We start from the raw sequence: 13030 nt of genomic DNA, 5'->3' as shown, positions 1-13030 counted from the left end.
TTATGCCTGATCCAACTCGATATTAATACCGAGTGAACGGATCTCCTTCAGTAACACGTTGAAGGACTCTGGCATGCCAGGTTGCATCTGATGGTTACCGTCGACGATGTTCTTATACATCTGAGTACGACCGTTAACGTCATCCGATTTAACAGTGAGCATTTCTTGAAGCGTATAAGCGGCACCGTATGCTTCTAGTGCCCACACTTCCATCTCACCGAAACGCTGACCACCGAACTGAGCTTTACCGCCCAGTGGTTGTTGAGTCACTAAGCTGTACGAACCGGTAGAACGGGCGTGCATCTTGTCATCAACTAAGTGGTTCAGTTTGAGCATGTACATGTAACCAACAGTTACTTGACGCTCAAATTCGTTACCGGTACGACCATCAAACAACTTCAACTGACCAGAGGTTGGCAAACCTGCAAGTTCAAGCATCTGCTTGATCTCTTTCTCTTTAGCACCGTCGAATGCAGGAGTTGCAATCGGGATACCGCCTTTCAGGTTAGTCGCAAGACGTAATACTTCATCATCAGTGAATGAATCGATATCAACGCGCTGTTGCACTTCGTCACCTAATTCATAAACTTGTTTGATGTAGCCACGAACTTCAGCCAGCTCACGCTGTTCTTCAAGCATCGCGGTGATCTTGTTACCAATGCCTTTGGCAGCAGCGCCCATATGGACTTCAAGTACCTGACCAATGTTCATACGTGATGGAACACCTAGTGGGTTCAATACGATGTCTACTGGGTTACCTTGTTCGTCATACGGCATGTCTTCGATTGGGCAAATCTTAGAGATAACACCCTTGTTACCGTGACGACCCGCCATCTTGTCACCAGGTTGGATAGTACGCTTAACCGCTAAGTAAACCTTAACGATCTTGAGTACGCCTGGAGCCAAGTCATCACCTTGGGTGATCTTGCGACGTTTGATTTCAAACTTCTTATCGAAGTCAGCTTTCAGCTCTTCATGCTGTTCAGCTAATTGCTCAAGTTCAGTTTGTTTAGTTTCATCGTCAATGACTTGAATCAAAACATCTTTACGTGGCAAGGCAGCAATTTGCGCGTCAGTGAAACCAGCACCGATTAACAAGTTACGCGCACGGCTCAATACACCTTCTTCAAGGATCTTGAACTCTTCGCCTAAGTCTTTACGAGCTTGGGCAATGTGCATCTCTTCGATTTCAACTGCACGCTTGTCTTTCTCAACGCCGTCACGGGTAAATACCTGAACGTCGATGATAGTACCCTTAACAGAGTTAGGTACACGCAGTGAACTGTCTTTAACGTCAGACGCTTTCTCACCGAAGATAGCTCGCAATAACTTCTCTTCTGGCGTTAGCTGTGTTTCGCCTTTTGGCGTCACTTTACCAACCAGAATATCGCCGCCCTTCACTTCTGCACCAATGTAAACGATACCTGACTCGTCGAGTTTCGACAGAGCAGACTCACCTACGTTTGGAATATCAGCCGTGATTTCTTCGCTACCCAACTTAGTATCACGAGCAATACAAGACAGCTCCTGAATGTGGATAGTAGTGAAGCGGTCTTCTTGCGCTACGCGCTCAGAAATTAAGATCGAATCTTCGAAGTTGTAACCGTTCCAAGGCATGAACGCGATACGCATGTTCTGGCCAAGGGCTAAGTCACCTAAGTCAGTAGACGGACCGTCTGCTAACACGTCACCGCGAACCACTGGCTCACCAACTGAACAACAAGGACGTTGGTTGATGCAAGTGTTTTGGTTAGAACGGGTGTACTTAGTCAGGTTATAAATGTCGATACCGGCTTCGCCTGGGCGTAGCTCATCTTCATTTACCTTAACAACGATACGGCTCGCATCAACGTAGTCAACAAAACCACCACGCTTAGCAACAACCACAACACCTGAGTCAACAGCGAGAGTACGTTCAATACCAGTACCTACTAACGGCTTTTCAGAGCGCAGTGTTGGTACGGCTTGACGTTGCATGTTCGCACCCATCAATGCACGGTTAGCATCATCGTGTTCTAAGAACGGGATCAGTGACGCAGCAACAGAAATAATCTGTTGTGGCGAAACGTCCATATACTGGATGTCAGCAGCGCGCATAAAGGTAGATTCACCTTTATGACGACAAGCAATTTGCTCTTCTGCCATACGACCGTTCGCATCAATTTCAATGTTCGCCTGTGCAATCACATAACGACCTTCTTCGATTGCTGACAAGTATTCCACTTCGTCAGTAATCACGCCGTCGATAACCTTGCGGTATGGCGTTTCAAGGAAGCCGTATGAGTTAGTACGGGCAAAACTTGCTAATGAGTTGATTAGACCAATGTTTGGACCTTCAGGGGTCTCAATTGGACATAAACGACCATAATGCGTTGGATGTACGTCGCGGACTTCGAAGCCTGCACGTTCACGAGTCAAACCACCGGGGCCAAGAGCAGAAATACGACGCTTATGCGTTACTTCTGACAGCGGGTTGTTTTGGTCCATGAATTGTGACAGCTGAGAAGAACCGAAGAACTCTTTCACTGCAGCAGAAATTGGCTTAGCGTTGATCAAGTCTTGTGGCATCAGCTCGTTCAGATCGCCTAATGATAGACGTTCACGCACGGCGCGCTCAACACGGACCAAACCTACGCGGAATTGGTTTTCAGCCATTTCACCGACGCTACGAATACGACGGTTGCCTAAGTGATCGATATCATCGACTTCGTCGAAACCGTTACGGATATGAATGATGTTCTTCATTACCGCGACGATGTCTTCTTTAGACAATACACCGCTACCTTCGTCATCAGGAATGCTGAGACGACGGTTGAACTTCATACGACCTACTTTAGACAGGTCATAACGCTCTTCACTGAAGAACAAGTTCTGGAATAGTGCTTCGGCAGCATCTTTGGTTGGTGGCTCGCCAGGACGCATCATACGATAGATCTCAACCAGCGCTTCTAAGCGGTTAGTGGTTGAATCGATACGCAGCGTATCTGAAATATAAGCACCATGATCTAGCTCGTTGATATACAACGTGCTGAGTTCTTTAATACCGGCCAATGATAATTTAGCCAGATCTTCTAGGCTAATTTCGCTGTTGGCAGAGACTAAAACTTCACCCGTGTCCGGATCGATATAATCTTGAGCAGCATATTTGCCCACGATATATTCAACTGGCACTTCGAGCTCGGTGGTATTGGTTTTTTCTAATTGGCGAATGTGGCGCGCAGTGATACGACGACCGGCTTCAACCAATACAGAACCTTCAGCATCCTTGATGTCATAGCTGGCAGTTTCGCCACGTAGACGCTCAGGAACCAAAGCCATAACCAGAGTATCTTTCTTGATCTTGAACTCAACGCGTTCAAAGAACAGATCGAGGATCTCTTGAGTAGAATATTCTAATGCACGTAACATGATGGTCGCAGGCAATTTGCGGCGACGGTCAATACGCACAAATAGTGCATCTTTAGGATCGAATTCAAAGTCAAGCCATGAACCACGGTAAGGAATAATACGTGCGTTATACAGCACCTTACCTGATGAGTGGGTTTTACCACGGTCATGATCAAAGAACACGCCTGGAGAACGATGTAATTGAGATACGATTACACGCTCAGTACCGTTGATAACAAAAGTACCGTTATCCGTCATCAATGGGATATCACCCATGTAGACTTCTTGTTCTTTAATATCTTTTACTGTGCCCGCCGCTGCTTCACGGTCATACAACACCATGCGTAATTTAACGCGTAGTGGAGCTGAGTACGTAACACCACGGATCTGACACTCTTTCACATCAAAAACAGGCTCGCCAAGCTTATAGCTGACGTATTGCAGTTCTGAATTACCAGAAAAGCTCTTGATGGGAAAAACGCTACGGAAGGCGGCTTCTAAACCGCGCTCACCGGTAGGATCTTGATCGGTGAACTTCTTAAAAGAGTCTAGCTGGATAGACAATAAATAAGGGATATCCAAAACTTTTGGACGCTTACCAAAGTCTTTGCGAATACGCTTCTTTTCAGAATAGGAGTAAACCATGGGTTTCCTCTGCTTACGAGATGTGACCAAGACTGAATAAATAACTTAAGTTATTAAAATTCAGCACGTTTGCCCATCACCGTTGATGGCAAGAACCTAACCAGTAATCTCTGCTAGGGACTGCAAAATTTGGCGACAAACGGTGAAAAAAAATCGCCAGCGCATATAGCGCAAAAAAGGCCGACGGTTAAAAAACCGCCAGCCTCCACCCAAGTGGCTTGGGTGAGCAAGCTAAATAATAGCTTACTTGATTTCTACAGAAGCACCAGCTTCAGTAAGTTCTTTCTTCAGAGCTTCAGCTTCTTCTTTAGAAACGCCTTCTTTAACTGCTACTGGAGCAGCTTCAGACATAGCTTTAGCTTCTTTCAGGCCTAAACCTGTTGCGCCACGGATTGCTTTAATAACAGCAACTTTGTTGTCGCCGTGAGCAGTCAGAACTACGTTGAATTCTGTTTGTTCTTCAACAACAGCAGCTTCAGCACCGCCAGAAACAACAGCAGCAGCAGCAGAAACGCCGAACTTCTCTTCCATTGCTTCAATTAGTTCAACAACTTCCATTACAGACATAGCTGCAAAGGCTTCTAAGATTTGGTCTTTAGTGATAGACATAACAAATGTTTCCTATTGTTCTGAATTCAATTTTATTAAGCAGCCAGCTTGAAATTAAGCGGCTTCTTGTTTTTGATCGCGCAGGGCGGCCAGTGTACGAACGAACTTGCCAGCAGATGCTTCTTTCATAGTCATCATTAACTGAGCTAGTGCTTCTTCGTATGTTGGCAGTTTCGCCAAACGATCAATTTCAGCTGCAGGGATGAAATTCCCTTCAAAGGCTGCGCCTTTAACTTCGAAGTTAGCTTGTTCTTTAGCAAAGTCTTTTAACAGACGTGCTGCAGCACCTGGGTGCTCTAAAGAAAAAGCGATCAAAGTTGGGCCAGTGAACGTCTCTGCTAGGCACTCAAAAGCAGTACCTTCAACAGCACGACGAGCCAATGTGTTACGTACTACACGTACATATACACCAGCTTCGCGAGCTTTTTTACGCAGACCGGTCATAGCACCTACAGTCACACCGCGAGAATCAGCGGCAACTGCAGATAGCGCACCTTTGGCAGCTTCGTTGACTTCAGCAACAATCGCTTTTTTGTCTTCGAGTCTTAATGCCATTGGCTTTACTCCTGGATTCTACCTAGGGTATTCCCTAGTATTTACCATACTAAATACTTATGTATTTAGTGACTTACGGTGCAGATTATCCAGTAAAAAAATTTAGCTGGGGCCTGACACCGTCTACGCAGGAAATTAAGTTCTTTTTACAAAAAACACCTGCGGTCTTGGACGGAAACCTGAGTTAAACACCGCTTAAACGGAGGATAAAACAGGCTTCAACCCACAAAGTGCGCGCATTATAGACTAATGCACGCGCTTTGTAAAATTATACGGTTGTTTCAAGCGTAGCTTGATCAACTGCAACACCTGCACCCATAGTGGTAGAGATGCTGATCTTTTTCACGAAAATGCCTTTAGCAACTGCAGGCTTAGCCTTTTTCAGTGCTGACACTAACGCTTCCAAGTTTTCTTTCAATTGAACTGGTGTGAAATCCACTTTACCGATAGTAGTGTGGATAATACCGTTCTTGTCGTTACGGTAACGAACTTGACCAGCCTTGGCATTCTTAACAGCTTCAGCAACGTTTGGCGTTACTGTACCTGTTTTAGGGTTAGGCATTAAACCACGTGGGCCTAAGATTTGACCTAACATACCAACAACGCGCATTGCATCTGGAGATGCGATAACCACGTCAAAGTTCATTTCACCGGCTTTGATTTTCTCAGCCAGATCATCCATACCAACTAGCTCAGCGCCAGCTGCTTTAGCAGCTTCAGCATTTGCACCTTGTGTAAATACTGCAACGCGAACGTCACGACCAGTACCGTGTGGCAACACTGTTGCACCACGAACGTTTTGGTCAGATTTACGTGGGTCGATACCCAGGTTAACTGCTACGTCTACACTTTCAACGAATTTTGCAGTTGCTAATTCTTTTAACAGAGCAACAGCTTCGTTGATATCGTAGCTTTTAGTACCGTCAACTTTCTCGCGAATTACGCGCATGCGTTTAGTTAGCTTTGCCATTATATCAATCCTCTACAACCAAACCCATTGAACGCGCAGTACCTTCGATTGAGCGAGTCATCGCTTCAATGTCAGCACCAGTCATATCGGCAGCTTTAAGTTCAGCAATTTCTTGAACTTTAGCGCGAGCGATAGTACCCACTTTCTGAGTGTTTGGACGTGGAGAACCTGATTTCAGGCCTGCAGCAGTCTTCAGTAAGTAAGACGCTGGAGAAGTCTTGGTTTCAAAAGTGAATGAACGGTCACTGTATACAGTGATCACGACTGGAATAGGCATGCCTTTTTCCATTTTTTCTGTACGGGCGTTAAACGCTTTACAGAATTCCATGATGTTCACACCTTTTTGACCCAAAGCTGGACCAACTGGTGGTGACGGGTTCGCAGAACCTGATTTTACTTGTAGCTTAATATAAGCATCAATCTTCTTTGCCATCTGACATTTCCTCAGTTTGGGTTCAAACGCGCATCAGCGACATGCTGACGTGCTCCCCCGAAAACAACGGGGACGAATTATATAGAAATTCGCCCCCGTTGCCAAACGGATTTTGTATTTTATTTAATCAGCCTTTTTCAACTTGACTGAAGTCAAGTTCAACAGGCGTAGAACGACCAAAGATCATTACTGATACTTTCACGCGGCTCTTGTCATAATCCACTTCTTCAACGGTACCGTTAAAGTCAGCAAATGGACCATCACACACACGAACCAATTCACCTGGCTCAAATATGGTTCTATGAGTCGGTGACGCTGTCGTTTCTTGTAAGCGACGCAGAATTGCATCCGCTTCTTTATCTGAAATTGGGGCAGGACGATCAGACGTTCCGCCAATAAAGCCTAAAACACGCGGGATGCTTTTGACTAAATGCCAGCTGTCATCGTTCATTTCCATCTGGACTAACACATAGCCAGGGAAAAATTTACGTTCGCTCTTGCGACGCTGACCTGCACGCATTTCAATGACTTCTTCAGTCGGAACCAATACTTCACCGAAGTATTCTTCCATGCCGTGCATCTTAATGTATTCAATCAGTGACTTACAAACTCGGCCTTCATAGCCTGAGAATGCCTGCACTACATACCATCTTTTTTTAGCTTCTTTAGCTTCAGTCATTCGAGGTGCCTATACGCCAGTGATAAAATTGACAATTCGCATTAACACAGCATCCATACCCCAAAGGATAAGAGCTAAGATACCTGTTGCTGCAAGGACAATAAAAGTGGTGTTTAGCGCTTCTTGACGCGTCGGCCATACAACCTTGCGCACTTCGATATGCGCTTCACGGGCAAAAGCTAACGCTTTTTTACCTTTTACAGTCTGGAGCGCAATAAAACCAGCAATAGCGAATGCAACGATAACACTAAGCGCACGTATGACGGCACTGGCTTCGCTATACATTTGATTGCCAATAACAGCAGCGGCTAGCAATACAATCACTAAACCCCACTTCACGATATCCAGAGAATTGTTCTGGTTTTCAGTATTTGTTGTCATCGGTTTTTCCGTTACTCAATACGGCCTGAGCTTAGAGCACATTAATTGACGGGCATAATTCCCACATCATACTCTGCATTTCCGAACACCCTTAGAAACGCAAAATAGCATAAGCTCAGGGTCAAAAATCGGCCATAGATTGTATTCTTATTCGACTTTGTAAGCAAGGATGCGAATCCCATGCAAACCACAAAACCTATGAAATAATCCACTTAAACAAAAAAGGAAGCCGAAGCTTCCTTTTCAAACTAATCTCTATCGCTATTAAGCAATGATTTTAGCTACTACACCAGCACCTACTGTACGACCACCTTCACGGATTGCGAAGCGTAAACCTTCGTCCATCGCGATTGGGCAAATCAGAGTAACTACCATTTTGATGTTGTCGCCAGGCATTACCATCTCTACGCCTTCTGGCAGTTCGATAGTACCGGTTACGTCAGTTGTACGGAAGTAGAACTGTGGACGGTAGCCTTTGAAGAATGGAGTGTGACGTCCGCCTTCTTCTTTTGACAGAACATAAACTTCTGATTCAAAAGTAGTGTGTGGGTTGATTGAACCTGGTTTAGCCAATACTTGACCACGTTCTACGTCATCACGCTTAGTACCACGTAATAACACACCACAGTTCTCGCCTGCACGACCTTCGTCAAGCAGCTTACGGAACATTTCTACGCCAGTACACGTTGTTTTAGTCGTAGTGCGAACACCAACGATTTCAACTTCGTCACCCACTTTAACAATACCACGCTCAACACGGCCAGTTACTACAGTACCACGGCCAGAGATTGAGAATACGTCTTCGATTGGCAGTAGGAACGGCTTATCGATATCACGTTGTGGTTCTGGAATGTAAGAATCCAGTGCGTTAGCCAGTTCGATAATCTTAGCTTCCCACTCTGGTTGGCCTTCTAGCGCCTTCAGAGCTGAACCTTGGATTACTGGTAAGTCATCACCTGGGAAATCGTATTCTGACAGAAGTTCACGAACTTCCATTTCTACCAATTCCAGTAATTCTTCGTCATCTACCATGTCACATTTGTTCATGAACACGATGATGTACGGTACGCCAACCTGACGAGAAAGCAGGATGTGCTCACGAGTCTGTGGCATTGGACCGTCTGTTGAAGCTACTACTAGAATCGCGCCGTCCATCTGTGCAGCACCAGTGATCATGTTTTTAACATAGTCAGCATGGCCTGGGCAGTCTACGTGTGCGTAGTGACGTGAAGGCGTGTCATATTCGATGTGAGAGGTATTGATTGTAATACCGCGCTCACGCTCTTCTGGAGCGTTATCGATTTGAGAGAAGTCTTTAGCTTCGCCACCGTAGGTCTTAGCCAGTACGTGAGAGATAGCTGCAGTCAGTGTGGTTTTACCATGGTCAACGTGACCAATGGTGCCCACGTTTACATGGGGCTTAATACGTTCAAATTTAGCTTTAGCCATGGTAATGCCTCAGTCCAAGAATCTTGGTGATGAAAACTAACATATAGAAAAAATCCGATGCATTAAAATGACATCGAACCGATTATGTTTAGGCGTAGGAGCTAAATTTAGAGAGGCTGGTGCTGATAGGCAGATTCGAACTGCCGACCTCACCCTTACCAAGGGTGTGCTCTACCAACTGAGCCATATCAGCAACTAATTTGGAGCGGACAGCGGGAATCGAACCCGCGTTATCAGCTTGGAAGGCTGGAGTAATACCATTATACGATGTCCGCGCAACCTAACTAAGGCTACCTAACTACCTAGAAAAAAGTGGTGGAGGGAGAAGGATTCGAACCTTCGAAGGCTGAGCCGTCAGATTTACAGTCTGATCCCTTTGGCCACTCGGGAACCCCTCCACAGAAAATGGTGCCGGCACCAAGAGTCGAACTCGGGACCTACTGATTACAAGTCAGTTGCTCTACCAACTGAGCTATGCCGGCATATCATTTCGGAACGGGATATTAGGTAAATGCGCTCTCAAGTGCAAGTAAAAAACGTCCATTTACGTAAAAAAAGCGCTTGAACGGTGTTTTTTTACACGTTATCCAACTTTGGCGACCAATTAAACAGCGAATACATCAAACGACGACGGAAACACGACTGCAATCACCCATTTAGTATTGTTCCGAATAATCTCATAGTGTACTGTGCCTTTCCTAAGCTGAGGAAAGCCAATGACTTCTAAAAATTCAATTCAAAAAGCACTCTATCTCGCCTTTGAGCGCCTGCAATGGTCCGAGTTACGGGATTCAGTGCCGCTGACGCTGAGTGAGCAAGACTTGGAAAACCTTAGAGGCATAAATGAGAAGATTTCCTTATCGGAAGTCACTGATATTTATCTCCCCCTTAGCCGTCTACTCAATTTGATCGTCAAAGCTAAGCAGCAACGTGGCTTAGTGGTTGATGAGTTCCTTGGGCAAAAGCCATCAAGAAGCCCTTACATCATTAGTATTGCCGGCAGTGTCGCCGTCGGTAAAAGTACCACAGCGCGTATCTTGCAAGCCTTGCTACAGCATTGGCCTGAGCACCCTAAGGTCGATCTCGTCACAACGGATGGCTTTTTGTATCCGCTGGCAGACTTGAAACGTAAAGGGTTGTTACAACGTAAGGGATTTCCGGAAAGCTACGATATGAAAATGCTGGTTGAGTTTATCTCGGCAGTGAAATCTGGCCAACCCCATGTTAAAGCCCCTATCTATTCACACGTCACCTATGACCGTGTTAAGAATCAGCACCAAACCGTTTCTCAGCCAGACATCTTAATTTTGGAAGGCTTGAATGTACTGCAGACTGGGCTCGACTCCCCTGTCGATACCCGTCGTCCTTTTGTCTCCGATTTTGTCGACTTTTCTATTTATGTCGATGCGGAAGAGCCGTTACTCAAACAATGGTACAAAGAACGCTTCTTGCAATTCCGCTCTGGCGCCTTCAGTGACAAGAAATCGTATTTCCATCACTATTCGTCGCTAACCGATGATGAAGCCAATACCATTGCCGCCAATATTTGGGACACGATTAACGGTCCCAACCTGCAATTGAATATTCAACCGACCCGTGAAAGGGCGCATTTGATCCTACAGAAAGGTCAGGATCATTTGATGTCCCACGTACTGATGCGCAAATAGTCTTCTATAAAATAGCCTCTTGGGTGCTTAGCGTGCCCTTAAGCTAATTTCACCGCCGATAAATGCTTGCACACCGTCGGCGGTTTCGAGCAATACCGCACCCTGCTCATCAACGCCGCGACAAATCCCTTCGACAGACTTTTCCCCCATAAGCAAACGTATTTCACGGCCATAAAATAAGTCTGCCGCTTGCCAACGAGCCTTGAATGCAGCTAATCCTTCACGTTCAAATAGCTGGATATCGCGCTTCAGTTGCTTCTGTAATTCGATAACAAGCGCAGTCTTATCTGGCATATCAACCAAATCTGACAGGTCACTCCAAGGCTGATCGATACCTTTGCCTTGCTCCTCTGACATCGCCATATTAACGCCAACACCAATGATCAGCTGACACTGACTATCAGCCTGTCCCGACATTTCAATCAAGATCCCGGCAAGCTTCTTGTTATCCAAATAGATATCATTCGGCCACTTAACCCCAATATTCTCGACCCCAAACGATTTAAGCACTTCAACTAGAGTGCACGCCACCACTAAACTTAGACCCATGGCCTGTGCCATTCCCTGCGGGAATGTCCAAAACAATGAGAAGTACAGGTGATGCCCATAGGGCGACACCCAAGTGCGACCTCGGCGACCGCGACCTGCAGATTGATACTCTGCCACGCACACATCGCCATTCTTTAGCTCAGTGGTATGGCTCAGCATAAAGCCGTTGGTGCTTGCGATCTCATCAAAATAAAAACAACGGTTATCAATTGACTGCACTAAACGTGAAGCATCAATCAAAGAGATGGGATTGGCTAGCTTATAGCCACGGCCTTTAACGCTATAAATTGCTACGCCATAAGTTTCTAACGCATCAATGTGCTTATTTACAGCGGCGCGCGAAATCCCAAGTTCAGTGGCTAACTGCTCGCCTGAAACAAATTGACCGCTAGACAATAACGCTAATATCTGGCGCTTTCTTCCCCAATTATCAGACATACAAATCTCCTTCACCGTTAGCGCCCATGATTCTAGGTTCCGCTTCTAGCACAACACCAAATTTATCCTGTACTTGCGCAATAACATGCAGCGCTAAGCGACAAATATCGCGCCCCGTTGCCCCGCCTCGATTCACTAATACCAAAGCTTGTTTGTCATGCACAGCCGCATTACCAAGCACAAAACCTTTCAGTCCCGCTTGCTCAATCAACCAACCTGCCGCCAATTTCACCGTCGCATCCGCTTGCGCGTAACCCACTATCGTCGGAAAACGCTGTGCTAAATCTAGATAACAGGCCGCGCTAACAATTGGATTTTTAAAGAAACTGCCTGCATTGCCGAGCACTGCTGGATCAGGGAGCTTTTCACTGCGCACTTGGCATACGCGCTCAAAAATCTCACGGGCTGTAACGGTTGCGGGATCAAACGATTGCAATGGGCCATAGGCCAAACGCGGTTGCCACCGTTTAACTAAGCGCAGTCCGACAGCAGTGACTACGGCAAGATTACGTAATTTGTCTTTGAAAATGGATTCACGGTAAGCAAATTGACACTCAGCTGTGCTTATACGCACAAACTCACCTGAGGGTAAATCAAGATACTCAACCCAATCACATACATCACAGAGTTCAACACCATAAGCGCCAATATTCTGGATAGGTGCTGCGCCAACCGTTCCGGGAATTAACGCCATATTCTCCAAACCAAACATGCCATGCTCGAGCGTAAACTGAATTAACTCGTGCCAATTCTCACCCGCCTCAACCTCGAGATAAAACGCTTCTGCGTCTTCAGATACTTTTATCCCCTTCGATAAAATCCTGACAACTGTACCGTTAAAGTCCTCTGTGAAGACCAGATTGCTACCGCCACCAAGCACCAACATAGGCAATTGCTGTTGCCATAGTGGCAAACACATCGCCTGAACAGCTTCTTTTGAGTGCGCCTCAACAAGAGCGGCGCAAGACTGGGCTAAACCAAAGGAATTAAACGATTTAAGGCTATGAGATAGAGACATATGTTTGATCAATGACGACAAAAACACATTGTAACTGCTAAAAGCGAGGATTGCAGCTAACGCGGAGGACACGTATTGATGAAATAGTCATCGTGGAGTAGGCATTTAGGCGAAAAATCACGCTGAAATTGACAGATTCCAGACGCAAAAAAGCCAGCTTATTCAGCTGGCTTCGTTACATCTCAATGAGATAATTAGGCGCTTGGCGATGACCTACTCTCACATGGGGAGACCCCACACTACCATCGGC

Annotated in this window: 11 protein-coding genes and 4 tRNA genes; 1 reads left to right on the top strand and 14 read right to left on the bottom strand. The window is 45.8% G+C overall.

Annotation, left to right across the window (positions count from 1 at the left end; all coding sequences use genetic code 11):
* From rpoB to KV201_RS20125, 12 genes are all read right to left on the bottom strand, one after another.
* Complete coding sequence (gene rpoB / locus KV201_RS20180; RefSeq protein ID WP_006083607.1) at positions 1–4032, bottom strand: DNA-directed RNA polymerase subunit beta; 4032 nt, start codon at positions 4030–4032, stop codon at positions 1–3.
* Between the two features lie 243 nt (positions 4033–4275).
* On the bottom strand, positions 4276–4641 hold the full coding sequence (gene rplL, locus KV201_RS20175) for a 50S ribosomal protein L7/L12 (protein WP_006083608.1): 366 nt from the start codon (positions 4639–4641) through the stop codon (positions 4276–4278).
* Positions 4642–4695: 54 nt separating this feature from the next.
* A complete protein-coding gene (rplJ, locus tag KV201_RS20170; RefSeq protein ID WP_006083609.1) occupies positions 4696–5196 on the bottom strand; it encodes a 50S ribosomal protein L10 in 501 nt (166 codons plus the stop codon).
* 268 nt (positions 5197–5464) lie between these two features.
* Entirely contained in the window at positions 5465–6166 is a 702-nt protein-coding gene (rplA, locus tag KV201_RS20165; protein ID WP_006083610.1) for a 50S ribosomal protein L1, read from the bottom strand.
* Positions 6167–6170: 4 nt separating this feature from the next.
* Positions 6171–6599, bottom strand: a complete 429-nt coding sequence (gene rplK, locus KV201_RS20160; protein ID WP_006083611.1) for a 50S ribosomal protein L11 — start codon at positions 6597–6599, stop codon at positions 6171–6173.
* Between the two features lie 127 nt (positions 6600–6726).
* A complete protein-coding gene (nusG, locus tag KV201_RS20155; protein ID WP_006083612.1) occupies positions 6727–7278 on the bottom strand; it encodes a transcription termination/antitermination protein NusG in 552 nt (183 codons plus the stop codon).
* A 9-nt stretch (positions 7279–7287) separates the two neighbouring features.
* On the bottom strand, positions 7288–7659 hold the full coding sequence (secE, locus tag KV201_RS20150; RefSeq protein ID WP_006083613.1) for a preprotein translocase subunit SecE: 372 nt from the start codon (positions 7657–7659) through the stop codon (positions 7288–7290).
* Positions 7660–7923: 264 nt separating this feature from the next.
* Positions 7924–9108, bottom strand: a complete 1185-nt coding sequence (gene tuf, locus KV201_RS20145) for an elongation factor Tu (RefSeq protein ID WP_006083602.1) — start codon at positions 9106–9108, stop codon at positions 7924–7926.
* Positions 9109–9225: 117 nt separating this feature from the next.
* Positions 9226–9301 (bottom strand) — tRNA-Thr (locus tag KV201_RS20140).
* 8 nt (positions 9302–9309) lie between these two features.
* A tRNA-Gly gene (locus tag KV201_RS20135) sits at positions 9310–9383 on the bottom strand.
* Between the two features lie 38 nt (positions 9384–9421).
* A tRNA-Tyr gene (locus tag KV201_RS20130) sits at positions 9422–9506 on the bottom strand.
* Positions 9507–9514: 8 nt separating this feature from the next.
* A tRNA-Thr gene (locus KV201_RS20125) sits at positions 9515–9590 on the bottom strand.
* A gap of 234 nt (positions 9591–9824) precedes the next feature.
* On the opposite strand from KV201_RS20125, the gene coaA reads away from it, so the two are divergent.
* Complete coding sequence (coaA, locus tag KV201_RS20120) at positions 9825–10775, top strand: type I pantothenate kinase (protein ID WP_071940711.1); 951 nt, start codon at positions 9825–9827, stop codon at positions 10773–10775.
* Between the two features lie 27 nt (positions 10776–10802).
* On the opposite strand, the gene birA is transcribed toward coaA, so the two are convergent.
* Together birA and murB are read right to left on the bottom strand one after the other, a co-directional pair.
* A complete protein-coding gene (gene birA, locus KV201_RS20115; RefSeq protein WP_011848151.1) occupies positions 10803–11762 on the bottom strand; it encodes a bifunctional biotin--[acetyl-CoA-carboxylase] ligase/biotin operon repressor BirA in 960 nt (319 codons plus the stop codon).
* Positions 11755–12780, bottom strand: a complete 1026-nt coding sequence (murB, locus tag KV201_RS20110) for a UDP-N-acetylmuramate dehydrogenase (protein ID WP_226060371.1) — start codon at positions 12778–12780, stop codon at positions 11755–11757. Before murB ends, birA begins: the two co-directional genes overlap by 8 nt.
* Positions 12781–13030 lie beyond the last annotated feature (250 nt).

Source organism: Shewanella sp. SR1 (assembly GCF_020447145.1).
GTDB classification, from domain to species: domain Bacteria; phylum Pseudomonadota; class Gammaproteobacteria; order Enterobacterales; family Shewanellaceae; genus Shewanella; species Shewanella baltica.
This window is presented reverse-complemented; position numbering and strand designations above follow the sequence as displayed.

Coding starts and splice junctions, on each gene's coding strand:
- rpoB (WP_006083607.1), bottom strand. CDS start 4,032: ATGGTTTACTCCTATTCTGAAAAGAAGCGTATTCGCAAAGACTTTGGT.
- rplL (WP_006083608.1), bottom strand. CDS start 4,641: ATGTCTATCACTAAAGACCAAATCTTAGAAGCCTTTGCAGCTATGTCT.
- rplJ (WP_006083609.1), bottom strand. CDS start 5,196: ATGGCATTAAGACTCGAAGACAAAAAAGCGATTGTTGCTGAAGTCAAC.
- rplA (WP_006083610.1), bottom strand. CDS start 6,166: ATGGCAAAGCTAACTAAACGCATGCGCGTAATTCGCGAGAAAGTTGAC.
- rplK (WP_006083611.1), bottom strand. CDS start 6,599: ATGGCAAAGAAGATTGATGCTTATATTAAGCTACAAGTAAAATCAGGT.
- nusG (WP_006083612.1), bottom strand. CDS start 7,278: ATGACTGAAGCTAAAGAAGCTAAAAAAAGATGGTATGTAGTGCAGGCA.
- secE (WP_006083613.1), bottom strand. CDS start 7,659: ATGACAACAAATACTGAAAACCAGAACAATTCTCTGGATATCGTGAAG.
- tuf (WP_006083602.1), bottom strand. CDS start 9,108: ATGGCTAAAGCTAAATTTGAACGTATTAAGCCCCATGTAAACGTGGGC.
- coaA (WP_071940711.1), top strand. CDS start 9,825: ATGACTTCTAAAAATTCAATTCAAAAAGCACTCTATCTCGCCTTTGAG.
- birA (WP_011848151.1), bottom strand. CDS start 11,762: ATGTCTGATAATTGGGGAAGAAAGCGCCAGATATTAGCGTTATTGTCT.
- murB (WP_226060371.1), bottom strand. CDS start 12,780: ATGTCTCTATCTCATAGCCTTAAATCGTTTAATTCCTTTGGTTTAGCC.